General features: G+C 65.0%; 21 protein-coding genes. 8 read left to right on the top strand and 13 right to left on the bottom strand.

What is annotated here, in order from left to right:
- Nucleotides 1-6: 6 nt before the first annotated feature.
- Both CWS35_RS18500 and CWS35_RS18495 read right to left on the bottom strand, forming a co-directional pair.
- Entirely contained in the window at nucleotides 7-777 is a 771-nt protein-coding gene (locus tag CWS35_RS18500) for an SDR family NAD(P)-dependent oxidoreductase (RefSeq protein WP_100952988.1), read from the bottom strand.
- Between the two features lie 112 nt (nucleotides 778-889).
- Complete coding sequence (locus CWS35_RS18495) at nucleotides 890-2,554, bottom strand: thiamine pyrophosphate-binding protein (protein ID WP_100952986.1); 1,665 nt, start codon at nucleotides 2,552-2,554, stop codon at nucleotides 890-892.
- A gap of 265 nt (nucleotides 2,555-2,819) precedes the next feature.
- On the opposite strand from CWS35_RS18495, the gene CWS35_RS18490 reads away from it, so the two are divergent.
- A complete protein-coding gene (locus tag CWS35_RS18490) occupies nucleotides 2,820-4,190 on the top strand; it encodes a TIGR03808 family TAT-translocated repetitive protein (protein WP_100952984.1) in 1,371 nt (456 codons plus the stop codon).
- Here the strand turns inward: CWS35_RS18490 and CWS35_RS18485 are convergent.
- The 4 genes from CWS35_RS18485 to CWS35_RS18470 all read right to left on the bottom strand — a co-directional run bounded on the left by CWS35_RS18485 (nucleotide 4,187) and on the right by CWS35_RS18470 (nucleotide 7,485).
- Complete coding sequence (locus CWS35_RS18485) at nucleotides 4,187-4,813, bottom strand: hypothetical protein (RefSeq protein ID WP_100952982.1); 627 nt, start codon at nucleotides 4,811-4,813, stop codon at nucleotides 4,187-4,189. The genes CWS35_RS18490 and CWS35_RS18485 overlap by 4 nt on opposite strands.
- A gap of 133 nt (nucleotides 4,814-4,946) precedes the next feature.
- Nucleotides 4,947-5,438, bottom strand: coding sequence for a TIGR03809 family protein (locus CWS35_RS18480; RefSeq protein ID WP_024579491.1), 492 nt, complete (start codon nucleotides 5,436-5,438; stop codon nucleotides 4,947-4,949).
- Nucleotides 5,439-6,166: 728 nt separating this feature from the next.
- Nucleotides 6,167-6,919, bottom strand: coding sequence for a hypothetical protein (locus CWS35_RS18475; protein ID WP_100952980.1), 753 nt, complete (start codon nucleotides 6,917-6,919; stop codon nucleotides 6,167-6,169).
- The gene (locus tag CWS35_RS18470; RefSeq protein WP_024579489.1) at nucleotides 6,916-7,485 is read right to left on the bottom strand and encodes a sigma-70 family RNA polymerase sigma factor; all 570 of its coding nucleotides are present in this window, start codon (nucleotides 7,483-7,485) and stop codon (nucleotides 6,916-6,918) included. The genes CWS35_RS18475 and CWS35_RS18470 overlap by 4 nt, the downstream gene beginning before the upstream one ends.
- 417 nt (nucleotides 7,486-7,902) lie before the next feature.
- Between CWS35_RS18470 and CWS35_RS18465 the strand changes: the two genes are divergently transcribed.
- Both CWS35_RS18465 and CWS35_RS18460 read left to right on the top strand, forming a co-directional pair.
- The gene (locus tag CWS35_RS18465) at nucleotides 7,903-9,051 is read left to right on the top strand and encodes a GGDEF domain-containing protein (protein WP_100952978.1); all 1,149 of its coding nucleotides are present in this window, start codon (nucleotides 7,903-7,905) and stop codon (nucleotides 9,049-9,051) included.
- A gap of 62 nt (nucleotides 9,052-9,113) precedes the next feature.
- A complete protein-coding gene (locus CWS35_RS18460; RefSeq protein ID WP_100952976.1) occupies nucleotides 9,114-10,220 on the top strand; it encodes a DUF2336 domain-containing protein in 1,107 nt (368 codons plus the stop codon).
- A gap of 98 nt (nucleotides 10,221-10,318) precedes the next feature.
- Here the strand turns inward: CWS35_RS18460 and CWS35_RS18455 are convergent, their stop codons facing one another.
- Together CWS35_RS18455 and CWS35_RS18450 are read right to left on the bottom strand one after the other, a co-directional pair.
- Nucleotides 10,319-10,957 carry an NrsF family protein gene (locus tag CWS35_RS18455; RefSeq protein ID WP_024579486.1) on the bottom strand — a complete coding sequence of 213 codons (639 nt, stop codon included), beginning with the start codon at nucleotides 10,955-10,957 and terminating at the stop codon, nucleotides 10,319-10,321.
- 2 nt (nucleotides 10,958-10,959) lie between these two features.
- Nucleotides 10,960-11,505: a sigma-70 family RNA polymerase sigma factor gene (locus CWS35_RS18450; protein ID WP_100952974.1), complete on the bottom strand. Its 546-nt coding sequence runs from the start codon at nucleotides 11,503-11,505 to the stop codon at nucleotides 10,960-10,962.
- Between the two features lie 184 nt (nucleotides 11,506-11,689).
- On the opposite strand from CWS35_RS18450, the gene CWS35_RS18445 reads away from it, so the two are divergent.
- Together CWS35_RS18445 and CWS35_RS18440 are read left to right on the top strand one after the other, a co-directional pair.
- Complete coding sequence (locus CWS35_RS18445) at nucleotides 11,690-12,499, top strand: hypothetical protein (RefSeq protein WP_245438559.1); 810 nt, start codon at nucleotides 11,690-11,692, stop codon at nucleotides 12,497-12,499.
- A 125-nt stretch (nucleotides 12,500-12,624) separates the two neighbouring features.
- Nucleotides 12,625-13,404 (top strand): enoyl-CoA hydratase, encoded by a 780-nt coding sequence (locus CWS35_RS18440; protein WP_100952970.1) that lies wholly within the window; start codon nucleotides 12,625-12,627, stop codon nucleotides 13,402-13,404.
- Here CWS35_RS18440 and CWS35_RS18435 read toward each other — a convergent pair.
- Nucleotides 13,401-15,263 (bottom strand): acetyl-CoA hydrolase/transferase C-terminal domain-containing protein, encoded by a 1,863-nt coding sequence (locus CWS35_RS18435; RefSeq protein ID WP_100952968.1) that lies wholly within the window; start codon nucleotides 15,261-15,263, stop codon nucleotides 13,401-13,403. The genes CWS35_RS18440 and CWS35_RS18435 overlap by 4 nt on opposite strands.
- 240 nt (nucleotides 15,264-15,503) lie before the next feature.
- Here CWS35_RS18435 and CWS35_RS18430 point away from each other — a divergent pair, with 240 nt between their 5' ends.
- Together CWS35_RS18430 and CWS35_RS18425 are read left to right on the top strand one after the other, a co-directional pair.
- On the top strand, nucleotides 15,504-16,922 hold the full coding sequence (locus tag CWS35_RS18430) for a TolC family outer membrane protein (RefSeq protein ID WP_100952966.1): 1,419 nt from the start codon (nucleotides 15,504-15,506) through the stop codon (nucleotides 16,920-16,922).
- 138 nt (nucleotides 16,923-17,060) lie between these two features.
- On the top strand, nucleotides 17,061-18,029 hold the full coding sequence (locus tag CWS35_RS18425; RefSeq protein ID WP_100952963.1) for an amidohydrolase family protein: 969 nt from the start codon (nucleotides 17,061-17,063) through the stop codon (nucleotides 18,027-18,029).
- Here the strand turns inward: CWS35_RS18425 and CWS35_RS18420 are convergent.
- From CWS35_RS18420 to CWS35_RS18410, 3 genes are all read right to left on the bottom strand, one after another.
- On the bottom strand, nucleotides 18,022-21,156 hold the full coding sequence (locus CWS35_RS18420) for an efflux RND transporter permease subunit (protein WP_100952961.1): 3,135 nt from the start codon (nucleotides 21,154-21,156) through the stop codon (nucleotides 18,022-18,024). The two genes, CWS35_RS18425 and CWS35_RS18420, sit on opposite strands and share 8 nt — an antisense overlap.
- A gap of 87 nt (nucleotides 21,157-21,243) precedes the next feature.
- Nucleotides 21,244-22,491, bottom strand: a complete 1,248-nt coding sequence (locus tag CWS35_RS18415; protein WP_100952959.1) for an efflux RND transporter periplasmic adaptor subunit — start codon at nucleotides 22,489-22,491, stop codon at nucleotides 21,244-21,246.
- A 151-nt stretch (nucleotides 22,492-22,642) separates the two neighbouring features.
- On the bottom strand, nucleotides 22,643-24,049 hold the full coding sequence (locus CWS35_RS18410) for a CoA transferase (protein ID WP_100956482.1): 1,407 nt from the start codon (nucleotides 24,047-24,049) through the stop codon (nucleotides 22,643-22,645).
- A gap of 155 nt (nucleotides 24,050-24,204) precedes the next feature.
- On the opposite strand from CWS35_RS18410, the gene CWS35_RS18405 reads away from it, so the two are divergent.
- Entirely contained in the window at nucleotides 24,205-24,492 is a 288-nt protein-coding gene (locus tag CWS35_RS18405) for a hypothetical protein (protein WP_024579476.1), read from the top strand.
- Between the two features lie 43 nt (nucleotides 24,493-24,535).
- Here CWS35_RS18405 and CWS35_RS18400 read toward each other — a convergent pair whose 3' ends face one another.
- Nucleotides 24,536-25,240, bottom strand: a complete 705-nt coding sequence (locus CWS35_RS18400; RefSeq protein ID WP_100952957.1) for a hypothetical protein — start codon at nucleotides 25,238-25,240, stop codon at nucleotides 24,536-24,538.
- Nucleotides 25,241-25,349 lie beyond the last annotated feature (109 nt).

Genomic DNA, 25,349 nt, shown 5'->3' with positions numbered 1-25,349 from the left:
CGCGCGTCAAGCGGCGCTGTAGCCGCCGTCGATCACCTGCGATGCGCCGGTCATGAAGGAGGCCTTGTCCGAGCACATCCAGACTACGGCTTCGGCGATCTCCTCGGGCACGCCGAGGCGCCGCACCGGCACCTTGGCGATGATCTCGTCATGACGTTCGTCCATCGTCTCCTTGGTCATGGGCGTCTTGATGTAGCCGGGATTGACGCAGTTCACCCGGATGCCGTCCTCGGCATATTCGATCGCCGCGGACTTGGTCAGTCCGACGACACCGTGCTTGGTCGCGACATAATGGGCGGACGTCGCGAGGCCGACCAGCCCTGCGATCGAAGCCGTGTTGACGATCGCGCCGCCACCACCCTGCTTGAGCATCTGCGCGATCTCGTATTTCAGGCACAGGAACACGCCCATCAGATTGACCGAGAACATCTTCGCGACCGAGGGCTGGGTGAGTTCATGAATGCGCTGGCCGGGCGGCCCGACCGAGCGTCCGGCAACGCCTGCATTGTTGAATGCGCAATCGATGCGCCCGAACGCCGACACCGTGCACGCCACCATGTTCGCGACATCTGCCTCATCGGTGACGTCGCCCTGGATCGCGATCGACTGGCCGCCGGCAGCGTTGATCAGCGCAACCGTCTGGTCGATGCCGTCCTTCGAGAGGTCGGACACCGCCACGCGCGCGCCTTCGCGCGCCATCGCAATCGCCGTGGCCCGGCCGATGCCGGAGCCGCCGCCCGTCACCAATGCGGCCTTGCCGTCCAGAATGCCCGTCATCAGAAGCTCCTTTAGAGCGCAAAGAGAATAGATCGAATCGTGACTACTTCATTGTTCTCTGTTTGAGCATGATCTTCTCGGAAAACCGCTTCGCACTTTTCCGGATCATGCTTTAGCGCTTTCCTTCGATTGCGATCTCGACGAGATAGGGCCGCCCGGCCGCGACAGCCTTGGCAACCGCGCCGGCGATCTCGTTGGCCTTTTCGACCCTGACGGCCTCGACGCCCATCCCGGCTGCGAGATGCACGAAGTCGAGCGCGGGGCCGGTGATATCCATGTTCTGATAGGGATGCTGGGTTCCGGCTTCGAAATTCTGCCGCCAGACATCGACGTTATGCTTGAGGATGCGGTATTCCCGGTTCGCAAGCACCACGAACACAATCGCAAGCTTGTGGTGCGCGGCGGTCCACAGCGCCTGGATCGCGTACATCGCCGAGCCGTCGCCGGAGATCGCGACGACCGGACGGTCCGGCATCGCGACCTTGACGCCGATCGCACCGGCGAGGCCCTGCCCGATGCCGCCGCCACGGCCGCCGAAATAATCGCCGAAGCCGCGATAGTCGAAAGCCCGCGCGAGGTCGAGGCTCGCCGTGATGCTCTCATCGACGATCACGACATCGTCGGGCAGCCCGCGACGAAGCTCGGCGGTGACGCGCGGCATCGAGCTCGGCTCGCGGTCCCAGCCTTTCTCGACGCGAGCGCGGTAGGCTTCCTTCTCTTTCCGCTGCAATTCGGCCAGGATGGCATTGCGGCCTTGCGCGGCCTGCCTGAACTCCGCACCCGCCTTTGCGTGCAGCGCGTCCGTCAACGCACCGAGGCTGACGGCGATGTCGCCGACGACGCCGGCATCGATCCGGTTGTTGAGCGCGAGGCGCTCGGCGGAGGCTTCGATCTGTAGCGAGACCGCGCCGTCGGGGATGTGGCCGCCGGGTGCGAACCAGATGTCCTCGAAGAACGGACCGCCGATCAGCAGCACGAGATCGGTGTCGCCGAGCGCCTTCCGCACCTGTCGGGCGTCGCCCGGGAGCGACTGCCGGTAACTTGGATGGCTGGTCGGAAACGGCGCGTGATGACGCAGGCCCTCGAACCACACCGTGGCGCCGATCACCTCCGTCAGCGCCACCAACCCCTGTTCGCCGCCCGATCTCGCCACGTCGTCGCCGGCGATGATGGCAGGATTTTTCGACTTCAGCAGCAGCGCAGCCAGCGCGTCGATGCCTGCCGGGTCGGGACGTGTCGATCGCCACAGATTGTCCGGCGTCGCGGCATCGACCGCGGTCTCCTGTTCCAGGACGTCGATCGGCAGCGACACGAACACCGGCCCCTGCGGCGCGTCGGTTGCGACCTTGAACGCGCGTCGCATGATCGGTGCGATCTCGTCGGCGCGCTCGATCTGCACGCTCCACTTCGTCACCGGCGCCGCCATCGCAACGAGGTCGTGCCCGAGCAGCGGGTTCTTGAGCCGCATCCGCGTGTCCTGCTGGCCGGCGGTCACCACCACGGGCGAACCTGCCTTCAGCGCGCCGTAGAGCGAGCCGATGCCGTTGCCGAGACCGGGAGCGACGTGCAGATTGGCGACGGTGACGCGCCCCGCCGCCTGCGCGTAGAAACTGGCGGCGCTGACCGCGACACCTTCATGCAGCGCCATGATGTATTCGAGTTGCGGAAATGCCGGCAGGCTGTCGAGCAGCGGTGTTTCGGTGGTACCGGGATTTCCGAAGAGATGACGCACGCCGTGCGACACGAACGATTCCATCAGTACACGACGCCCGCGCATTCGTTTCCTCTCGATTGGCTTTGACTTGTTTTGCGCATCATCGGCCGGGGCGCGGCCCATGGCAACCGCGCAAGACAGTTCGTGTCCGCGCGGCGCGCTGCGTCTCCTGCATGGCTTTGACGGCGTGAAGCGGCTGCACCCGGGGTTAACCCTACCGCCAACAATCGCAGGGCTGCGTCGGCGTGTTCACCATGCTGCGCCGCCTTTCGCGCTACTGATCGGGCGCGAACGCCACCGCTCGCGAGTATTTGCGAGGGCAATGCCCATGGACGTCAACCGCCGCCATCTGATCGGAGCATCCGCCGCCGGCGTCGCAGGCGCGATTGCGATGTCGCCGGACGCGGCGCGCGCCGCGCAATCTACCGGCTCGCTCGGCCGCGACGTCACGCAATATGGCGTCCGCCCCGGCAGCCCCGACGACCAGACCCGCAACCTGCAACGTGCGATCGACGATGCGGCACGCGCGCAGGTGCCGCTGGCGTTCCCGCCCGGCGTCTACCGCACCGGGCTGCTGCGGCTTGCGCCCGGCAGCCAGTTGATCGGCGTGCGCGGCGCCAGCCGGCTGGTGTTCAATGGCGGCGCCTCGCTGCTGGAAGGCGAAAGCGCCGGCGGCATCGTCCTGATGGGCCTTTCCTTCGACGGCGGCAATATTCCGCTACCGACGCGGCGCGGCCTCGTCCATTGCCTGTCCGGCCGCGACATCCGCATCACCGATTGCCAGTTCACCGCAAGCGGCGGCAGCGGCATCTGGTTCGAGCAGATGTCGGGCGACGTCAGCAACAATGTCTTCACCGGCATCGCGACCACAGCGCTGGTGTCGTTCGATGCGCTCGGCCTGATCGTCTCGCGCAACACCATCAAGGGCACCAACGACAACGGCATCGAGATCCTGCGCACCGCGATCGGCGATGACGGCTCGATCGTCGCCGACAACCGGATCGAGGACATCAAGGCCGGCCCTGGCGGCTCCGGACAGTATGGCAACGCCATCAACGCGTTCCGGGCCGGCAATGTGATCGTGCGCGGCAACCGCCTCAGCAATTGCGACTTCTCGGCGGTGCGCGGCAATTCGGCCTCCAACATCCACATCACCGACAACAGCGTCAGCAATGTCCGCGAGGTCGCGCTCTACTCGGAGTTCTCGTTCGAGGCCGCCGTGATCGCCAACAACAGCGTCGACGGCGCGGCCCTCGGCGTCTCCGTCTGCAATTTCAACGAAGGCGGCCGCATCGCGGTGGTTCAAGGCAACATCATCCGCAATTTGTTGCCGAAGCGTCCCGTCGGCACCGACCCGAACGACGGCGCTGGCATCGGCATCTATGTCGAGGCCGACACCTCAGTGACCGGCAATGTGATCGAGAACGCGCCGAGCTTCGGCATCGTCGCCGGCTGGGGTAAATATCTGCGCGACGTCGCGATATCAGGCAATGTGATCCGCAACGCCCTGATCGGCATCGGCGTCTCGGTCGTGCCCGGCGCGGGCTCGGCGCTGATCAACAACAACATGATCGCGGAAACCCCGCGTGGCGCGGTGGTCGGCCTCGATCACGCCCGCCCGGTCACATCGGACCTGTCGGCCGGTGGCGCCCAGCAATATACGCAGCTCGTGGTCGGCGCGAACGCGGTCCGGCGCTAGCGCCGCGGTGCGAGCAAATCCAGCATCCGGTAGACAAGGCTGAGACCCAGAGCGGCGACCATCGCGGCTTCCAGTGCAGCTGTCGCGTTCGCAACGAATACGAAGCGGACGACATCCGGCACCGCCATGTCTCCATCAGGTACTCTTGCGATGAAAGGATACAGCATGAGACCAACCAACAGCATGCCCATGACGCCGCCAGTCGCCTGGATCACGTCAAGTTTGCCGAACTGCCCGGAATCGGAAACCTGCCAGCATCGACAGAGCGTATAGACGACAACAAGAACGCAGCCTGCCGGCACCATGGCGATCACAAGACCCGGCCCTGACAGCAGACCGAGCAGTTCCACGATAGATACGATTGCGGCCGCGCCAAGCGCGATACCGATGAAACGTGTAGCGACTTGATTGAGGGAACGAACGCCTGCGGCACGTCGATATTCTTCGAGGCTAGCGCCAAGTGACAGACCACGCTGCCTGACTGATGCAGTCCCCACCAGCAGACCCAAAATGGCACCAAGAAGCGGTGCTATCACCGTCGCTGAAGATGAGCGCAAGACAACGAGTGCGAAGCCCGTTGAGACGATGCCGCCCAGGACGGCAACAAGAATGGCGTAAGGCATGACAGAAACCGCGCTGGTCGATCTGGCGACCAGGCGGACTATCCGCAACGGCGCTTAACAATCCGCCGTTGAGAAAGCCTCACTTTTGAGAAAACACCCGGCCACTGCGACGGAGGGGCGCATAGCCTTCCGCTTACAGCGCGTTGCGCAGCAGCGGATAGCGCCGCTGGATGGTGTCGAGATCGAGCACCGGCGGCCGCGCCGGAGGGGGCATCTCCAGCGGCGGCGCGTCGGCCACGATCGGCGGATCTTCCAGCACGTCTGCCGCGGTCTCCAGCGCGGCCGCGACCGCGGTCATCGCAGCCTGCGCCAATGCCGTGGCCTCCGACCGGCGCTCCGGCGTCAGCGAGAGGCGGCGCGGCGGCAGGATCGATTTGCCACGGCCGAGCCAGGACAGGTCGATCGGCGAATTGTCGAGCGAGGCTTCGCGGGTCAGCAGCTCGCGCCAGATATCGACCGCGGCCCGTGCTTCCCTGATGTTCTCGAGAAAGGCCTGCTCGCTGTGATAGCGGCGCCAGCGTCCGGTCTCGAATAGTTCGGTGAGATGCTCCAGCCTTTGCTCGGCTAGGTTGCACCAGCGCGCAACGATCTCCTGGCCCCTGGCCACGTCAGTCCGATGTGTCATTCAACTTGCCCGCAAGAGAGAAACGGACGCAGACGCAACCGAACCGAATCAACTGGACGTGACATGGATATTCTGTGGAAAAGGTAAATAAAGTCTAACTAAATTCTTAATCGCCGACGGGCGATGAAAGAAGTCCGCTTGAATACGGAGTTTCTCGCCCGAACCCTCGTCAAGTCATCGAGTTGCATGGAGGCGATGCGCGGTGCTTGCCGGCCCCGGCGTGGCGAAACGATCCACAGTAAACTCTGAAAGCCGACGCTCGCCACCCCGCCGCGCTCCCCGTCATTGGTCGGGTCCAGCGAGCCAGCCATGCTGGGGTACCCCCAAAATGAAAGACCCGTCCGGGGGACAACCGGACGGGTCAAAGCCATATGGGCGCTTGGGGTGGATGGGCGCTCGCGCCTGATATAGCCGGGGAGGGATAAACCGCTCCCACACACATAAGTCGTGAGAGACAGGCGGACGTTCAAATCGCCGGCGATCTTTTTTAACGATTTCGCCACGCGGTTTCATCGCACCATTGCAGGCAATCGATGCCGAAAATCGCTGTGCAGCACGGTGATTTGCAAGGAAATCGTTCAATGCAGCCGGCGCTGCGGTATCGCCCCACGGGCGGCTCACGGAAGTGTTATTGCCGTCCGGTGTGAACGAGGCTGCGACGGATTGTCCGTTGCCACTGCGGTAGACGTCGTCACGGCGACGTCGACGCGGAGTTGTCCGGTCGCCGGCTACGGCGTTTCGACCGCGAGGCTGACGATCTTCTCCCGCTGCAAACGGGCGATCAGCGAAGCGACGCTGTCCTTGTCCATGGCACGGAACTGCAAGCGGAACATGCCGCCCTTCCCGTCGACGATCGAGCCCTGGTAGTTGTCGAGCAGCGCAGTGATGTCGGCGATCCTGGCATCCGGTGTGAAACGTACCAAGATCCGCGTCGGCGCCGCCGCCACGCCGCCGCCGAGGTCACGGGTGATCGGCGCACTGGGTGCCGGGCTGGAGCGCGCAACGGCTGGGCTCGGCGCGCTGCGTTGTTCAGTGGCATCGAACGATGCCGTCTGGAATGCGGCCGGCTCGCTGCGCATCAGCACCGCGCCGATCACGCCCGCCTGCAGCAACACCAGGACCGCACCGAGGCTGGACGACCAGGCCAGCGTCCGCGGCGACAATTTCGAAAAGAACTCCGAGATGCGGGCCGACATCCGCGCCCCCACAGACGGCTTGCGTTCAGGCTCGGCATCGATCGCCGCAAAAAGCTTCTGCATGGCGCGTGCCGAGGGCGCACCGAGACTCTCGTTGAGGCCGATGGTCTCGGCATATTCCTCGCGGATCACGGCATATTGCCGTGCCAGTTCCGGATCGCTCGCCAGCGCGTCCTCGACACGGCGCGCGTCGCGCGCGCTCAACGTGCCGGCCGCATGCCAGGGCAGCAGCATCTCGACATCATCAGGCTCTTGACCCAGCACCTTCTTGCTCGCAGCCGTCATGGCCAACCTCGCTCGACGCCGGCTGCCTTGAGCAACTCGGCAAGTTTCTTGCGCGCATAGAACAAGCGCGTCTTCACGGTATTCTCCGGAATCCCCACGATCCCTGCGACGTCTTCGACGGATTTCTCGTGATAGTAGACAAGATCGACAATTTCCCGGTGTTCCGCCGACAGTCCCGCCAGGCACTTCCGCAGCGTGTCACCCGTGTCCTTTTTCTGCACCACCGTTTCCGGATCGTCGGACGTGTCCTCGATCGCGTTCGCGGCCTCATCGTCCAGTTCGGCGTCTTTCCGTCGCCGCAGCGAAGACAACGCCTTGAACCGGGTAATCGCCAGGAGCCAGGTTGAAACGGCGGATCGTCCCTCGAATTTCCCCGCCTGACGCCAAACGTCCAGAAAGACCTCGCTGATGAGGTCCTCTGCCACCTGTTCGTTCCGCACCAGCCGAAGCCCGAAGCGGTACACCCTGACATGGTGCCGTCCATACAGCACCTGCATGGCAAGCCGGTCGCCTTGAGCGATCCGAGCGATCAGAACCTCGTCTGAAGCCGCCTGTGTCGCGCTCAATGGCCGTCTCGCAAAGTTGGTCTGAGGGGGGTGGTGCGTGGTTCGACGCGAGAGCCAAGATTCTTCACATTACGGCAATGCCGTGGCTGCATGTGTGATCTATGACACAGTCGACGATCCAAATAAGGAATAATCGCCGAAGGCTCGTCTAACGGTATCATAGCACTAAGAACTCTCACAAACGCCCGCCGTCGGCGGACCATATCAAGGCTTTGGCGGCAAGCCAGCACCACCACGAAGCGAGCAGCAGCAAGAGACGCGCGGCATGATCGCTCCCATCCCGTTCCGGTGCACGGATTCCCCTTACGAAACAAGGGTGATGACTGGATTACACCGGAGCAGATTCGGTTCCAAAAGATACCAAACCTAAAGGCTTTCCCACGTAGATTTTCGCCGGATTCCACCAATGGCGAGACCATGGGCAGCGCTGCGTCGTCACTTCTGAGCCCGATCGCGGGCGCATCGGAAAGCGGCCGTCCCAAGCTGACGATCGAGCGTCTGGCGCGCCGCGCCAGGCAGCGCCGCCAGATCCAATCGATGATCGCCTCCTGCTTCCTGCTCGATGCTGTCGTGCTGCTGATCTACGCACAGGCCGGCACCACGTCGGTTCTGGTCGCCGCCGGCTATGCCCTGACCGGTCTCTCGCTGGTGGCCATCTATGTGCTGCTCTCGGAGCGAGGGTTTCACGAGCGTTTCCACGATCACTATCTGGTCGCGCCGCAATCGGCCATCAACATGGTGAACCTGCTGATGTTCACCTACATCGCGCCGGAAGTCGGCGTGCTGTTCCTCTGCAACCTGTTCGTGGTGTTCGGCTTCGGCGCGCTGCGCACCTCGGCGCGACAGAGTGCTGTCGTCTGGACCGTCATGGTGTTGGGTCTGGCCGCGCTGTTCCTCGGCACCGACAAGGCGATCGGGATGCCGACAGGCACAAAGGTCGACCGCTTCGCCACCATGCTGGTGTTCGCGCTGACGATCGGGCGCTGCATGTATCTCGGCATCGTTTCGAGCTCGATGCAGCAATCGCTGTATCAGAGCGGCGTGAAGCTGAAGGAGGCCTACCGGCGCATCGAGGAGCTCGCCGAGCTCGATGAACTGACCGGTACCTCCAATCGCCGCAGCATCATGCGCACGCTCGAAGAGGAGATCGCGCGCTGCGCCCGCAACGGCAGCTCCTGCGCGGTCGCGCTGATCGATCTCGACCATTTCAAGCGGATCAACGACGTCTACGGTCATCCAATCGGCGACGAGGCGCTGCGCACCTTCGCGATCGGCATGTTCGCCAATCTGCGCAGCATCGACCGCTTCGGCCGCTATGGCGGCGAGGAATTCCTGCTGGTGCTGCCCGATCTGTCGCAGGATCAGGCGATCCGCGCGCTCGAACGGCTGCGTGCCATCATCGCCGATCTCGACTGGAGCGCATTCTCGCCAGGGATGCAGGTAACGATCTCCGCCGGCGTCACGACACTCAAGCCGCGCGAAAACTCCGACACGTTGCTCGCACGCGCCGATGGCGCGCTTTACACAGCCAAGGCGAAGGGACGCAACCGCATCGCCAGCGCCTGATCCTTTCATTTTTTCCAAGTTCGGCGCCGGAGAATCCGTCGCCATTGCTCCAGGACAGAGTCATGAGTTCGAAGCCCGCGACCGCCCCAGAAAGTCTGCTCGACGAGTTGCAGACGACCCTTGCCCACGGCACCGTCGCACGCCGTGTCGAGACGCTGCGCCGCGTGACCGACCTCTTCATCAACGGTTCGGTGAACTATTCGGACGAGCAGATCGTCCTGTTCGACGATGTCTTCCAGTGCCTGCTCGAGCACATCGAGAGCTCGGCCAAGTCGCTGCTTGCCAACCGCCTCGCCCCCGTCGACACCGTCCCGCCGCAAACCATCCGGACCCTGGCATTCGACGACCTGATCGAGGTCGCGGGCCCCGTGCTGACCCTGTCGCCGCGACTCGACGACGACACCCTGATCGAGACGGCGCGCAGCAAGAGCCAGGCCCACCTGCTCGCGATCTCCAACCGGAAGACGCTGAGCGGCGCCGTCACCGACGTATTGGTGCTGCGCGGCAATGACGAGGTGATCCAGAGCGCCGTCAACAATCCCGGCGCGGAATTCACCGAGCGCGGCTTCACCCGGCTGGTCAGCCGCGCCGAAGGCGACGACAACCTGTCAACCTGCGTCGGCCTGCGCCCGAACATCCCGCGGCATCTCTATCTCAAGCTGGTCGCCAAGGCGTCGGACGCGGTCAGGCAGCGGCTCGAGGCGGCCAATCCGCAGCAGGCCAAGGAGATCCCGATTGCGGTCAAGGAAGCGACCCGGCGGGCACGCTCGGCGCCCGCCGCCGTGACGCCCGATACCACGATCGCGCATGCGCTGGTCAAGTCGCTCTACCAGGATGGCCGGCTCGACGAATTCCAGCTTGCAGCCTTTGCCGAGGCCGGCAAGTTCGACGAGACCAATGCTTCGCTGGCTGCGCTCGCCAACGTTTCGGTCGGTGTCGCCGAGAACATGATGATCGAAACCCGTGCCGAGGGCGTGATGATCCTGGCCAAGGTCTCGGGCCTGTCATGGTCGACGGTGCGGGCGATCATCAACCTGCGTGACGACATCTCGGGCGGCGAGCCGACCGACCTGCAGGCCTGCAAGGACACCTACGAGCGGCTGCGGCCGTCCACCGCACAACAGGTGCTGCGCTTCCATCGCATGCAGCAATCCGCGCCCGCCGCCTGATTATTGATGTAGCCCGGATGAGCGAAGCGACATCCGGGGCCGGCACCACCGACCCATACGACTGCCCCGCATGCCGCTTCGCTGATGCGGGCTACAGGCTAATAGCGTAGCGCCCGCTTTCCCATCAGCGCACCGACGCTCGCGACGATCGCGGTCGCCAGCGTGTACCAGGTGGCGACGAACAGCGGCGAGTCATCGGTGCAGTGTGACGCGTAGATGGTCGCCGCCAGGCCCGCCGACAGCAACCCCGCGACGGCGCCCGCGACCGCCGGCCGCGACGGCGCACCCTGCCGCAGCCCGTAGATCGCGCCGACCAGCAGCGGCAGCGACATCGCGGGGATGGCGGACATGCACGCCATCGAATTCTTGCCGATCAACCGCGTCATCATCGGCGTCCGCTGCGGCATCATCATCTCGCCGCTGATGGCGGCCACGAGGATGCCGGCCGGGATCAGCAACCACCAGCCGAAGCCGCGCAGCGAGGCCTCCGGCCGCGACAGATGCAGGCTGACGGCAATCGCCGAGGCGGCAAGCGCCAGCGTGACCGCGAATTTCAGGTCGAAGAACGGATTGTGCATCGCCGTCATCACGTCCGGCCGCACACCAAGCTCGGCGAAGAAGATCAGCAGCGAAACCGGCGCCGCCGCCAGCAGCGCCAGCATCAGCGCAAGACCGACCGGCCGCGCTCGATAGGCATTGTCGGCGGCAAGGGTTCGAATGAGTTGATCGGTATCCATGCTCACCGGTCCCGCAGTTTTGCCGTGAGGCTCGCAAGCCCGCGATGCAGCGCCACCCGCACGGCGCCTTCGCTCATCGAGAATTTCGTCGCCGTATCCTTGATCGAGGCGCTGTCGACCGCGATCGACTGCAGCACATCGCGTTGCCGGGCCGGCAGCGCCTGCAACCGGGCGGTGACCTCGCCGGGCGACGCCGTCGGCTCCGGCGTCTCCCCCGGCAGCGTCTCGGCGAAGTCATCGATATTGACGAAGATGCGCCTGCCGCGGCGGCGCAGTGCATCGATCAGCTTGTTGCGCGCAATCGCAAACAGCCACGGCGCGAACGGCGCGCTCGTGTCCCAGGTCTGTCGCTTCAAATGCACAGCAAGCAAGATGTCCTGCACGATGTCCTCGGACTGATCGACCGGTTGTCCCGCGCGCGCCAGGCCACGTCGCGCCGCGGCACGGAGCACCGGCGTGATGGCTTTGAGCAGGCGATGATAGGCGGCATCATCACCCGAAATGGCCGACCGCATCAGGTCGGTCCATTCATCCTCACGTTCGCGCACGCAGGCTCCTGATTTGCAATTCGGCCGATCTTTCAATTCGTTACGCGGCAAGCCCAAAGCTCACGAATTCGTGATCGCAATGCTCCAGCAAGACCGGGCCTCAAGGAATCGCTCCGGCGGGGGTTCCAGACGTAACGGCTCATAACACCGATCGGTCCGACAAGCATCGGCGATGCTGCCATCGATGACCCGCCTCGACGGAAATTGCCCAGCTTTCGCCCCCAGAGGCCCGAAGATTCCCTTTTTTTGCCCCGGTGTGGACACGCAGCGGGGTCTCATTTCGCCCTCGGGCGGGCGAAATGGGGAGATCATCAGAATGAAGATCAAAGCCAGTGGGCGCTTGGCCTTGATGGTTGCGACAGGGCTGACAGGATTGTTTGTGGCTCTCGCCGGCCCGTTGCCGGCCCAGGCGGCCGGTTCGGACACGTCGGCATCGAAATCCGACAGCGCAACGACCGACAAGTCCCCTCAGCAGACTTCGCGGCATGGCCGCCGCCATGCGCGCCACAGTTCGTCCAAGACCGCCGACAGGTCGGCCGACAAATCCGACAGCAAGGCCAGCAGCAAGGATGCCGGCAGCGTGACGTCGGCAGGCATGCCTGCCACGGTCGCCAACGCCAATGCGGAGCTGACCGCTAGCGACGGCAATGCGAGCCCCCCGCCCGCCAGCACCAATTCAATGATGGCCGCTTCCGACAAGCCTGCCGACGCGCAGGCTGACGGTAATGTGGTGGCATCCGACCAGCTCAACGACGTCGACCGTGCCCTGCAACAGGGGCAGCCTGCGGAACAGCCGCAACCGGCCCAACCGATGGCCGCCCAACAGGAGGCGCCGCCGGCCCAGGCGCCGGCCGTCGCACCGGCACCACCCAAGCCGGTGCTGGCGAGCAGCGACAGCGCGAGCTGGGACCAGACGTCGCTGATCGGCAAGATCTTCATCGGCTTCGGCGCGCTGCTCACGGTGGCCTCCGCCGCACGCATGTTCATGGCCTGACCGGTCATTCGCGGCTTGCGGCGCCGGGAGCGCCGCACCGCGGCCCAAAGCCTCGTTTCAGCCTCTTGAAGCGCATCCCGCCAGCGGGCACATTGCCGGCCAAATCAGGCACGGGGTTTGCGTCCATGGCTACGTTCGAATTCATCATCGTCGAAAGCAAGGGACCGGTCGGCGTCATCACGCTGAACCGGCCGAAAATGCTGAATGCACTGTCGTTCGGCGTGTTCCGCGAGATCGCGGCGGCGGTCGACGATCTCGAGGCCGACGACAAGATCGGCTGCCTGCTGATCACCGGCAGCGAGAAGGCCTTTGCCGCCGGCGCCGACATCAAGGAGATGCAGCCGAAGGGCTTCATCGACATGTTCACCAGCGATTTCGCCGCGATCGGCGGCGATCGCATTGCCCGTTGCCGCAAGCCGACCATTGCGGCGGTCGCGGGCTACGCGCTCGGCGGCGGCTGCGAGCTGGCGATGATGTGCGACATCATCATCGCCGCCGACACCGCCAAGTTCGGCCAGCCGGAGATCACGCTCGGCACGATTCCCGGCATCGGCGGCACCCAGCGCCTGACGCGTGCGATCGGCAAGTCGAAGGCGATGGACCTCTGTCTTACCGGGCGGATGATGGACGCCGCCGAGGCCGAGCGCTCGGGCCTGGTGTCGCGGATCGTTCCGGCCGACAAGCTGATGGAAGAGGCGCTCGCCGCGGCGGAGAAGATCGCCTCGATGTCGCGCCCGACGGCCGCGATGGCCAAGGAAGCCATCAACCGCGCCTTCGAGACGCCGCTGTCGGAAGGCATGAATGTCGAGCGCAACCTGTTCCACTCGACCTTCGCGCTCGAGGATCGCGCCGAGGGCATGGCGGCCTTCATCGAGAAGCGCAAGCCGGTCAACAAGAACCGCTAAGCCATCCGACTTCTCTGCAAGGCCGCGGTGACGAGCGCGCGATAGGCGCGCTCGGCGACATGCGTCGGCTTGTCGAGGCCGAGCCGCGCCAGGCATTCACGGTCGGCAGCATCGGGCGGTTGCCGCATGCCCTGCCACAGCAACCCTGCGAGTTGCAGCGGTGTCCGCTGCGCCTGCTGCAAGATCTGCAAGGCGGGAATCAAGCGCTGCTCGACGTCGGTGAAATCGCTGCCGAACGGGAATGACGGCAGCAGGCCCGCATCGCGCGCCGGCTTCAGCGCAGCGCTGATGCGCTCGGGATAGTTCTCGCGATAGGCGGCCGATATCTCATGGCTGCGCGGCAGCTTGCCGGCGTCCTTGGCCTGCCGCATCAGCTCGTCCTGGAAGCGTGAATCCGCCACCTGCAACATCGCGGCGACCACGTCGGCATCGGATTTCCCTCGGACGTCGGCAACGCCATACTCGGTGACGAAGATATCGCGCAGGTGACGCGGGATGGTCTCGTGGCCATAGGACCAGCGAATGTTCGACTGTGTCTGCTTGCCGGACTGATGGCTCGCCTCCAGCGCCAAGACCGAGCGCGCGCCTTCGAGCGCGAACGCCTGCGCCACGAAATTGTACTGGCCGCCGACGCCGCTCACGACCTGGCCATTCTCGAGCCCGTCGGAGATCGCCGCTCCCAGCAGCGTCGCCATCATCGCATTGTTGACGAACCGCGCATCGACCCGCGCGCGGCGCTTGCCCGCCTCGTCGCCGAATATCTCGTTGGTGAACGACACCGGCATCATCTGGATGCGCGCCAATTGCTCCGGCGGCATCTCGCGCAGCGCCCGATAGAACGATTGCGGCCCCAGGAAAAACGCCCCGTGCAGAATCACGCCGTCGACGTCGCGCTTGAGGATGCCGGCATCGATCAACCCCAGGAATGCCTCGAACAGCATCTCGCTGACACCATAGAGACCCTTCTCGAACGGCCCGGTCTCGGCCGCCACGAGCTGCTCGGTACCGGGCGTAAGGCGCTGCATGATGCCGTGGAATTGGGCGTTGTCGCGATGCCGCACCACGAGCCCTTGCGCCAGCGCATCGCCGACCTGCCCGATCCCGATCTGCAGCGTGCCGCCGTCGCGGACCAGGCCGGCGGCGTGCAATCCGATCGCATATTTGGTGTCGCTGACCGGCTCGGACGGCGGCGCAAACAGCGGGAAATCAGTCTCGGGACTGTCGAGCACAGCGTCGAACTCATCCGCCGCCAGGTCGCCGGGTCCAGGCATGAACGGCAGCTCGGAATTGACCTGGGCGATCAGCTTGAACGACGCCCTCCCCTGCGCGCGGGCACGCAGCACATCGAGCGTCGTGTCGGTGTTGCAGCTCAGGCTGTAGCGCGGCACGCCGTCGACCACGCGCTTGGCAACGAGCTGGGGCACGACATTCAGCCCGCGCGACAACAGGTATGACGCCGCGTGGGTATAATTAGCCGAAATGTAATGCTGTTGGGCGAATGGCTGATACAACCACTGCCCCGCGAGAAAGAAGAACTCGATCACCTTGATGTTGGGCGGCAGCGCCCCCCGATGCAGCGCATCCGCATAAGCGAGATCGGGGTAACCGCCGAACAGGCGGTCGATGACCGGGCCGATGAAACGCCGTTCGAGCAGGCTTTTCGGCTTCGGCTTTTCCAGCGTCAACGCGGAGAACAGCGTCAGGTTGATGGAGCGGTCGGCGACCGCGCGCGCATACAGCGCATTGACGATGTGATTGGCCTTGCCGAGGCCGAGCGGCAGCCCGACCACCAGTTCGGTTCCAACGTCGCGAACGATCTGTTCCGCAATCGCCTCGGGGTCAGAGAAGAATTTGGGCATCGACAATGGACCCGAAGCAGGCGGTGGACAACTGGCGGCACCGATCGGCGGCCGGCGGTTCGAGCTTATACTTCATCAGACTGACATGTTCGCCTGTGACGAACCGGCAACAGACAAGGCGTGAAATGATGTGCAGATGTCGTGCGGCGGTTTGCCTGTGGCGGCGTCGCCCCGTAAACAGGTAGACGTGTCGATGGCGTCGGCGAGAGCGGACTGCCGGGGTTTTGGTTGCGGGATCACATGGTTGGGCGTGCTGCCGATATCGGCGATGTAGCGAGGCGCGTGCTTTTGTCGGGCATCGGTCCTGCTGCGTTGGCGTGTGCCGTGCTGGCAAGCGCCGCTGCCCGCGCCGAGAGCCTGCCCGAAGCCCTCGTGAAGGCGTATCAGACCAATCCACAGCTCAATGCCGAGCGGGCTCGACAGCGTGCGACCGACGAGAATGTGCCGCAGGCACTGGCCGGCTACCGGCCGCAGATCATCGCCGGTCTCTCGGTCGGCCTTCAGGCCGTGCGCGACCAGCTGCCCGGCAATGTGATCCAGACCGCGACGCTGAAGCCGTGGCAGATCGGCGTCACCGTGACCCAGACCCTGTTCAACGGCTTCAAGACCGCCAACAGCGTCCGCGTCGCCGAGTTGCAGGTGCAGTCCGGCCGCGAGGCGCTGCGCAATGTCGGCCAGGGCGTGCTGCTCGACGCCGTCACCGCCTATACCAACGTGCTCGCCAACCAGACGCTGGTCGAGGCGCAGCGCGCCAACGTCGCCTCCCTGAAAGAGACCCAGGCGATCACGCAACGCCGGCTCAATGCCGGCGACGTCACGCCGACCGATACCGCCCAGGCCGAGGCCCGGCTCAACCGCGGCCTCGCCGATCTCAACGCCGCCGAGGTCAATTTCGCGATCAGCCAGGCGACCTATGCGCAGGTGATCGGCAACTCGCCCTCCCAATTGCGGCCGGCCGAGACCATCGACCGGCTGCTGCCGCGCAGCCGCGAGGACGCGATCGCGCTGTCGTTGCGCGAGCATCCTGCGGTGACCGCGGCTGGCTACGACGTCGACGTGGCCTCGACCTCGATCCGCGTCGCCGAAAGCAGCCTGATGCCGAATGTCAGCGTGCAAGGCAGCGTGAGTCGCAGCCGTGACACCGATTCCACGCTTGGCACCTTCGGCACCGATCAGGCCTCGGTGATCGGCCAGGTCACGCAGCCGATCTATGACGGCGGCACCGCGGCCTCGCAGACCCGGCAGGCCAAGGAAGTGGCGACGCAGAGCCGGCTGGTGCTGGATCAGGTCCGCAACCAGGCCAAGACCGCCGTGGTCAGCGCGTGGGTTGCCAATGAGGGCGCCAAGATCGCGGTCTCGGCCTCCGAGTCCGAAGTGAAGGCCGCCGAGGTCGCGCTCGCCGGCGTGCAGAAGGAAGCCGCCGGGGGCCAGCGCACCACGGTCGACGTGCTCAACGCCCAGCAGGACCTGATCACGGCCCGGGCCCGGCTGATCGGCGCACAGCGCGACCGCGTGATCGCCTCCTACACGCTGCTCAGCGCGACCGGACGGCTCGACGTCAAGACGCTCAACCTCAAGACGCCGGACTACCTGCCCGAGGTGCACTACCACCAGGTCCGCGACGCCTGGCACGGCCTGCGCACGCCGTCGGGACAATAGGCCCAGCGGAACCGCTCGCGCGCCGAAGCGGCCCTTTCCGCAACCCCTCTCCGCCGATAACCTTCCGCCCCGCCGGCGCCCGACAATGCCGGCGCGCGGAGTGCGCGCATAACAGCCGAGCACGCAGGGAGACGTCCAATGCTGACGCGACGCGGTATGATGCTGGCTTCCATCGCAGCAGGAGCGACCATGACCAGCGGCAGCGCATTCTCCAGGGCATCGCAACCGTCGACGCCGGTGAATTTCGACGTGCCTGCCGGTGCGTGCGACTGCCACACCCACATCCACGGCGACCCCGCCAAATTCCCGTTCTTCGCCGGCCGCGTCTACACGCCGGAATCGGCCTCGCCGGAGGAGATGAGCGCGCTGCACAAGGCGCTGCATATCGAGCGTGTGGTGATCGTGACGCCGAGCGTCTACGGCCCCGACAATTCATCGACGCTGTTCGGCATGGCCGCACGCGGACCGACGGCGCGCGGCGTTGCCGTGATCGACGACAAGACCAGCGAGAGCGATCTCGACGCGATGCACAAGGCCGGCTTCCGCGGCATCCGCCTCAACCTTGCGACCGGCGGCGTCAACGATCCCAATGTCGGACGGCAGCGCTTCTCGGCCGCGGTCGAGCGCATGAAGGCGCGCGGCTGGCATGTGCAGCTGTTCACCAACCTTGCCATGATCACCGCAATCAAGGACCTCGTCGCCACCGCTCCGGTGCCGGTCGTATTCGACCATTTCGGCGGCGCCGAGGCCGCACTCGGCACAGGCCAACCCGGGTTCGCCGACCTGCTCGGCCTCGTCAAATCCGGCAAGGCCCATGTCAAGATTTCCGGCGCCTACCGCGCCTCCAGGCTTGCGCCCGACTATGCGGACGCCGCGCCGCTAGCCCAGGCACTGATCGCCGCCAATGCCGAGCGCATCGTCTGGGGTACCGACTGGCCACACCCGGATTCGGTGACGCCGGCGGGCAAGAAGGTCACCGACGTGACGCCGCTGTACCAGATCGACGACGGCCGCCTCCTCAACCAGCTTCCGGTGTGGGCGCCGGACGCTGCAATCCGCAAGATCATCCTGGTCGACAATCCGGCGCGGCTCTACGGCTTCACCTGACGTTATCTTTCGGCCGGCGCGAGAAATAGGAGATCAGCACCGGCAGCGTGATCAGGATCACGATCGGTGCCAGCATCATGCCGGTGACGACGACAATCGCCAGCGGCTTCTGCACCTGCGAGCCGATCCCCTCCGACACCGCGGCCGGCAGCAGGCCGATGCCGGCGACCACGCAGGTCATCAGCACCGGGCGAAGCTGCAACTCGCCGGTGCGGATCACCGCGCGCATCCGGTCGTAGCCCTCGTCGATCAGCTGGTTGAACCGCGACAGGATGATGATGCCGTCCATCACGGCGATGCCGAACAACGCGATGAAGCCGATCGCGGCCGAGACGCTGAATGGGATGCCCGAGATCAACAGCCCGAGCACGCCACCGAAGATCGCCATCGGGATCACGCTCATCGCGAGCATGGTGTCGACCATCGAGCCGAAATTGAAGAACAGCAGCGCCGCGATCAGCACGAGGCTGATCGGCACCACGATCGACAGCCGCTTGATGGCGTCCTGAAGATTGCCGAACTCGCCGACCCATTCGAGCCGCGATCCCGGCGGCAATTGCACCTGCTCGTTGACCTTCTGCTGCGCCTCCAGGATCGCGCTGCCGAGGTCGCGGTCGCGCACCGAGAACTTGATCGGCAGGTAACGCTCCTGCTGTTCGCGGTAGATGTAGGCCGCGCCCGAGATCAGGTTGATCGAGGCCACTTCGCTGAGCGGGATCTGCGTGATGCCGCCATTGGCGTTGGTGACCCCGATCCGCAGGTTCTGGATCGCCTCCGCGCTTTTGCGGAATTCCGGCGCGAGCCGGACGATGATCGGGAAGTGCCGGTCGCTGCCGGATTCATAGAGGTCGCCGGCGGCATCGCCGCCGACCGCGACCTTGATGGTGGCGTTGATGTCGCCGGGCGACAGGCCGTAGCGCGCGGCGCGGGCACGGTCGACGTCGATCTGGATGGTCGGCTGGCCGAGCGAGGTGAACACCGCGAGATCGGTGACGCCCTGCACGGTCGACAGCACGGACTTGATCTTGTTGGCGGTGTCGCTCAGCGCCTGCAGGTCGCTGCCGTAGAGCTTGATCGAGTTCTCGCCCTTCACGCCGGACACCGCTTCCGAGACGTTGTCCTGCAGATATTGCGAGAAGTTGAATTCGACGCCCGGGAACTTGTCCTGCAATTGCGCCAGCAATTGCGCGGTGAGCTCGTCCTTGTCGTGCGTATTCGGCCATTCGCTCGCCGGCTTCAGCGGCGCAAAGAACTCGGCATTGAAGAATCCGGCGGCGTCGGTGCCGTCATCGGGCCGGCCATGCTGCGACACCACCGAGACGACCTCCGGCCGGCTGCGGATCAGGCGCCGCATCTCGTTGACATAGGCATTGCCTTCTTGCAGCGAGATGGTCGGCGGCAGCGTGGCGCGGATCCACAGGTTGCCCTCTTCCAGCTTGGGCAGGAATTCGAGACCGAGGAACCGCGCGAACACGATGGTCATGACCACGAGCCCGGCGGCGCCGGTCATCACGACCTTGCGGTTGGCGATCGCCCAATTCAGGACCGGCAGATAGATCTGGTCGAGCTTCTTGACGATCCAGGTCTCGGTTTCGTGGATATGAGCGGGCAGGATGATCGCGCTCAGCGCCGGCGTGATCGTGAACGTCGCCAGCAGCCCGCCCGCCAATGCATACGCATACGTCCTCGCCATCGGGCCGAAGATGTTGCCCTCGACGCCGCCCAGCGTGAACAGCGGCAGGAACGCGGCGACGATGATCGTGGCGGCGAAGAAGATCGAGCGCGAGACGTCTGCCGCGGCCGACAGGATCGCGTGGCTCTTCATCCCCATCACGGTGTCGTCGGAGATGTGCGCCTGCTCCGCGTCGGACAGCGCGGTGGTCTGCGACAACCGGCGGAAGATCGCCTCTACCATGATGACCGTGGCATCGACGATCAGTCCGAAATCGATCGCGCCGACCGACAGCAAATTGGCGGATTCACCGCGCAACACCAGGATGCCCACTGCGAAGAACAGCGCGAACGGAATCGTTGCGCCGACGATCAGCGCACTGCGCAGGTCGCCGAGGAATATCCACTGCAACAGCACGATCAAGAGGATTCCGACCACCATGTTGTGCAGCACGGTGTGGGTGGTGAGGTCGATCAGGTCCTTGCGGTCGTAGATGCGTTCGATCTTCACGCCCGGCGGCAGGATCGAGGAGTTGTTGATCTGGTTGACGAGCTGCTCGACGCGGGCGATCGTCGGCGAGCTCTGCTCGCCGCGGCGCATCAGCACGATGCCCTGCACGATGTCGTCATCATTGTCGATGCCGGCGATGCCGAGCCGTGGTTTCTCGCCGACCGTGACGGTGGCGATATCCCTGACCAGCACCGGATTGCCACCGGACTGCGAAACCATGGTGTTGGCGAGGTCGTCGATCGAACGGATCAGGCCAACGCCGCGCACGACGGCCGACTGCGAGCCGATATTGACGGTGTTGCCGCCGACATTGATGTTGGCGTTGGAGACCGCCTGCAGCACCTGCGGCAAGGTCAGTCCGTTGGCCACCAGCTTGTTGAAGTCGACCTGGATCTCATAGGTCTTGGTCTTGCCGCCCCAGCCGGTGACGTCGATCACGCCGGGCACCGCGCGGAAGCGGCGCTGCAGCACCCAATCCTGCAACGTCTTGAGGTCGAGCACGCTGTAGTTCGGCGGCCCCTTCAAGCGGTAGCGGAAGATCTCGCCGATCGGACTGACCGGCGAGATACCGGGCTGCACGTTGCCCGGCAGCGGCGCAAGCTGCGACAGGCGGTTGAGCACCTGCTGCAGCGCCTCGTCATAGGTGTAGTCGAACGAGAACTGCAGTTTGACGTCGGAAAGGCCGTACAGCGAGATGGTCCGGATCGTGCGCAGGTTCTTGATGCCGGCGACCTGGGTCTCGATCGGGATCGTGATGTAGCGCTCGATCTCCTCCGCCGAGAGACCCGGGCTCTGCGTCACGATATCGACCATCGGCGGGGTCGGATCGGGATAGGCCTCGATGTTGAGCTGCCTGAACGCGAGCAGGCCGCCGATCATGACGACCACGAACATGGCCACCATCAAGTAGCGGCGATTGACGGCAAGGGCGACGAGGCGATCCATTCAGATCGGCACTTTCAACTGCAAGAGACTTGGTGATTGAGCATGATCTGGTCGGAAATCCGGTTCCCGCTATTCCGGATCATGCTCTCAGGTGCCGGACGCGGCGCGGTCGATGAAGAGACTGCCCTTCGTCACGATCTGCTCGCCCGGCTTGAGATTGCCGGCGACCTCGACGAGATCGCCATTGACGAGCCCGGGCTTGATCTGGCGCAGCTCGATCGTCTTGTCGTCGGGCCGCGCGACCCAGACCCGCACCTGGTCGGCCTCGTAGATCAGCGCCTGCTTCGGCACGCCGACCGCCGGATGGTCGCCCTTCGAATACAGCGTCACATTGGCGAACATCTCGGGCTTCAGCCGCTTGTCGACGTTGTCGATGGTGGCGCGGACCAGCAGCCGGCGCGAGGTCGCGTCGATCGCGGCGGCGACATAGTTGACCCGGGCATTCATCACCTTGCCCGGCAGCGCCATCACGCTGAAGCTGAGGTCCTGCCCAACCGCGACATTGTCGGAATCGGATTCACGGACGAAGGCGATCAGCCAGACCGTCGAGAGATCGCCGATCACGTAGACCGGATCGCTGGCGCCGGTCGAGACATACTGGCCGGGGCCGGCCTTGCGCTGGACCACGGTGCCGCCGATCGGTGCGAACACCGTCGTTTCCGGATTGAGGCGGCCCTTCTGCTGCAGCGTGGTGATGTCGTCATCGCCGAAGCCGAGGATGTGCAGCTTGTTCTGCGCCGCTTCCAGCAGCGTCTGCGCCGAGCGTGCGTCGTTCTGCGCCTGCACCAGCGCCGCCTGCGCCTGCTGGTAATCCTTCAGCGGGATCGCCTTGCCATCGGACAGGTCCTTGGCGCGCTTTTCCTGGATCTGCGCCAGATCGAGCGCCGACTGCGCCTTGTTGAGGCCGGTCGTCGCGGCGACGTAGTCGTTCTGCGCCTGCACGGTGTCGGCCGCTTCGATCACGAACAGCGGCTGCCCCTTCACCACGGCGTCGCCCGGCCGCACCAGCAGCCGGGTGACGCGTCCGGTATAGGGCGAATAGACCGGGGTCGAGCGGTCCTCGTCGATCCCGATCTTGCCCTCGGTGATGAGTTCGGAGCGGAAGGTGTGCTCGGTGACGGTCTGGAAGGTCAGGCTGGCCCACTCGGCCGGCGATGGGGCATAGCGCGTCCCGCCCTTGCGGGACTGGCTGGAGACTTCCGACGGCCGCTGCTTGTCCGCGCCGAGACGCGTGTAGCCATAGGCGCCCGCGCAGGCGGCCACCAGCACCGCAGCGGCCACGACCAGGCGTGGGCGGCTAAGCGTCTGCATTTTTTTGCGAAACTCTTTCAACATGCGGTCCGCAGGGTCGATCGTTGCAGTTTCCGGCGGGGTAGCCCCAGCGGCGCGCTAATAGTGCCGAATTGGCGTTCTAAACAACCACTAAATCGCACTTCGATGACGCCTGTGGTTAAAGTTCGGGTAGCGTGAACAGCGGCTGAATGTCTCATCCGGGAAACCCCGGGACAGGAAACTCCGGAGGATGGCTGCCGAGCGGCATGGCCGGACGGAACCAATGCGCCGGGGTCCTCGACAGCACGGCGGCGTGCCGAACCGAACTCAGCATGCCAAAGCCGGACGGAAGCTGTTCGATGAAAGGCTGCACCGCGTCCGCTTTCAGGTCCTCGGTCGTAAGGCCGCCCTGGAGGCGGCCGAGATTCCACAGCCAGCGCCCGGTCTGCGCCAGCGACACCCGGACGTGCCAGCTGCCGCCCTCGCGGGCCTGCCGCGCCTTGGCCATCATGGCGCCGAATGCCATCAAATACCCGGTGGCGTGGTCGAGCATCTGGGCCGGCAGTTCCTTCGGCCCTTCGATACCGGCCGCCTGCCCTTCGGCATGATTGAAGCCGGTCGTGGTCTGCACCAGCGAATCGAAGCCGCGGCGGTCCGCCCATGGCCCGGCATGCCCATAGGCCGAGAGCGTCACATAGACGATCCCGGGGTTGATGCTCGCCGCCTCTTCCGGCGAGAAGCCGAGCCGCGCGATCGCCTGCGGTCGATAGCCCTGGGACAGGATGTCGGCCTGCGCCACGAGGCCGCGCATCACGCCCCGCCCCTCTTCGCTGCGCAGCTCGAGGAACGTGGTCAGCTTGCCGCGGCCGGTGTCGATGGTGAGCCAGGGAATCGCCGGTAGATCGGGGCCCGAGATCAGCAGCACATCGGCGCCATGCGCCGCGAGCGTACGGCCGGCGACCGGACCTGCGATCACGCGCGACAGATCGAGCACGCGGATGCCGGCCAGCGGCCGGTCGCCCGCGGGCCACGGCTTCGGCGCGGCCTCGCCGATCTTCTCGATCGAGATCAGCGGCAGCTTTGCCAGCTCCCGGGCCTGCGGTGTCGCCGACCACTCGTCATGCGAGCGCATCAGGGCAACGACGCCGCCTGCGGCATAGGCGGCGGTCTCGAACGCCTCGCCATCCCATTGCAGCAGCGCGGCCTGGACCGCATCGCGCTCGGCGTCACAGCCCAGCACCTTGCAGGCGGCGTCGCGGTGATGCGGGAAGTTGGTGTGGAGGCGGACGAAGCGGCCGTCGCGGACACGATAGACGCCGGCGATCTTGTCCCAGGCCGGTGGCGGCGGCTTGTCGTCGAGGCGCAAATAGCGCTCGCTGCGGCATTCGACCACGGCATGGCGCATGTCGACCGCGACGTCCTGCGCCTCGCCGCTGCGGGCTTTCCAGATCTCGGCTGCCGCAAGGCCAGCGGCGGCGATCGGCGCCTGCGCCGCCGCCGCGACACGAAACGAGGACGGCAGCTGCGGCTCGCTGCCAGTCAGCCTGACCGCGTCGAGCACGGACAGCGCACCGCCGGCGCCAGTCCAGATATCAGCCAGAATTTCATGGACGTCTTGCATGCGCATTCCTCGTTGCGATTATCCTATGCCCGAGCATGATGACAAACAGGCGGCGCCCGTTTTCGCCGTCATATCTTGTTTGGGCATGATCTCGTCGGAAAACCGCTGCACGTCTTTCCGGATCATGCCTTCTCCGGACCCTAGCAGGAGTTGCCATGGCTGCCATCGATCCCTTCACCGCCGGCGGCGTGTTCCTCGCGACCGCGGCGACCGACGCCGTCTATGTCATGTTCACCTCGGCGGTCGTCGCGCGCAAGCGCGTGCCGGCGGCGACCTGGAGCAGCGTCTGGTATGTGCTCTCCTCCTACGCGGTGATCAGCTACACCGAGAACTGGCTCTACGTTGCCTTTGCCGCGGCCGGCTCGTGGGTCGGCGCCTATGCGTCGATCACCTTCCTGCACCGCCCGCCCGGCGGGCCGCCGGTGGGGGCCGCGGTGGAATAGTGTGCAACTGCGGAAGATTTCATCTGCTGCTCCCACAGCGGCTTCATTTCGCGGCCTGCGCTGCGAACCGACGCAAGCGCCGTCGCCAGATCACCCACAAAGCGAATCTGACCAACCAGTTCGGCGCGTTGACATGGCGCAGAGCTTCGATCATGCCCTGATCATCGCGGTGCCGAAAGCTCGCGTCCGAAAGGTCGTCCACATTGGAATCGTACCATTCGATCGACCACGCGATTTCCTCCCGCAAGGCCTCGCTTTCGGGCAACCTGGCGAGGAATTTCAACTCCCGGCGCTGGCAAATTGCCTCGATGCGCGACCGATCCCGCTCGACATAGGCGATGCCCCATCCTTCGAGCCGCGCATGGGTCGCCTCGTGAATAATCGTGGAGGCGATTCTTTCGAGGGTCGTCGCGGGATCGACGACATGCCGCTCGTCGATGACGCACGCGTTCAATGACGAATCGTAAAGCGCAACGGACGCCGGGATCAGATCTACCCAAACGCGATCGAGATGGCGCACGACACGGGCATAGTTGAGCGGGTCGCTATCCTTGATCAGCTGCAAGGCCTGCTCGACACGACGCAATCCCGGATAGGGCTTGTTCTCGCGGCTGCCCACCCAGAGTCCATCGGTGGTGCTGCCTGTCGACAACCAGAGATTCAGCCGCTTGATACGGGCCGGCTTTCGATCCGGCGTTCTGACGACGACCAGGCCGCGCGATTTCCGCGGCGATTCCGAAGACTGCAAGCATCACCCGTACTGAAAGCCCGCTCGACGGACGATCAGTATCCGGCCTCGCTTTCGGGTTGCTTAGGGGTTTAGCTCAAATCGTATGAATTGCGGCAACCGCCGAAGG

It is taken from the genome of Bradyrhizobium sp. SK17 (assembly GCF_002831585.1).
GTDB lineage: Bacteria > Pseudomonadota > Alphaproteobacteria > Rhizobiales > Xanthobacteraceae > Bradyrhizobium.
This window is presented reverse-complemented; position numbering and strand designations above follow the sequence as displayed.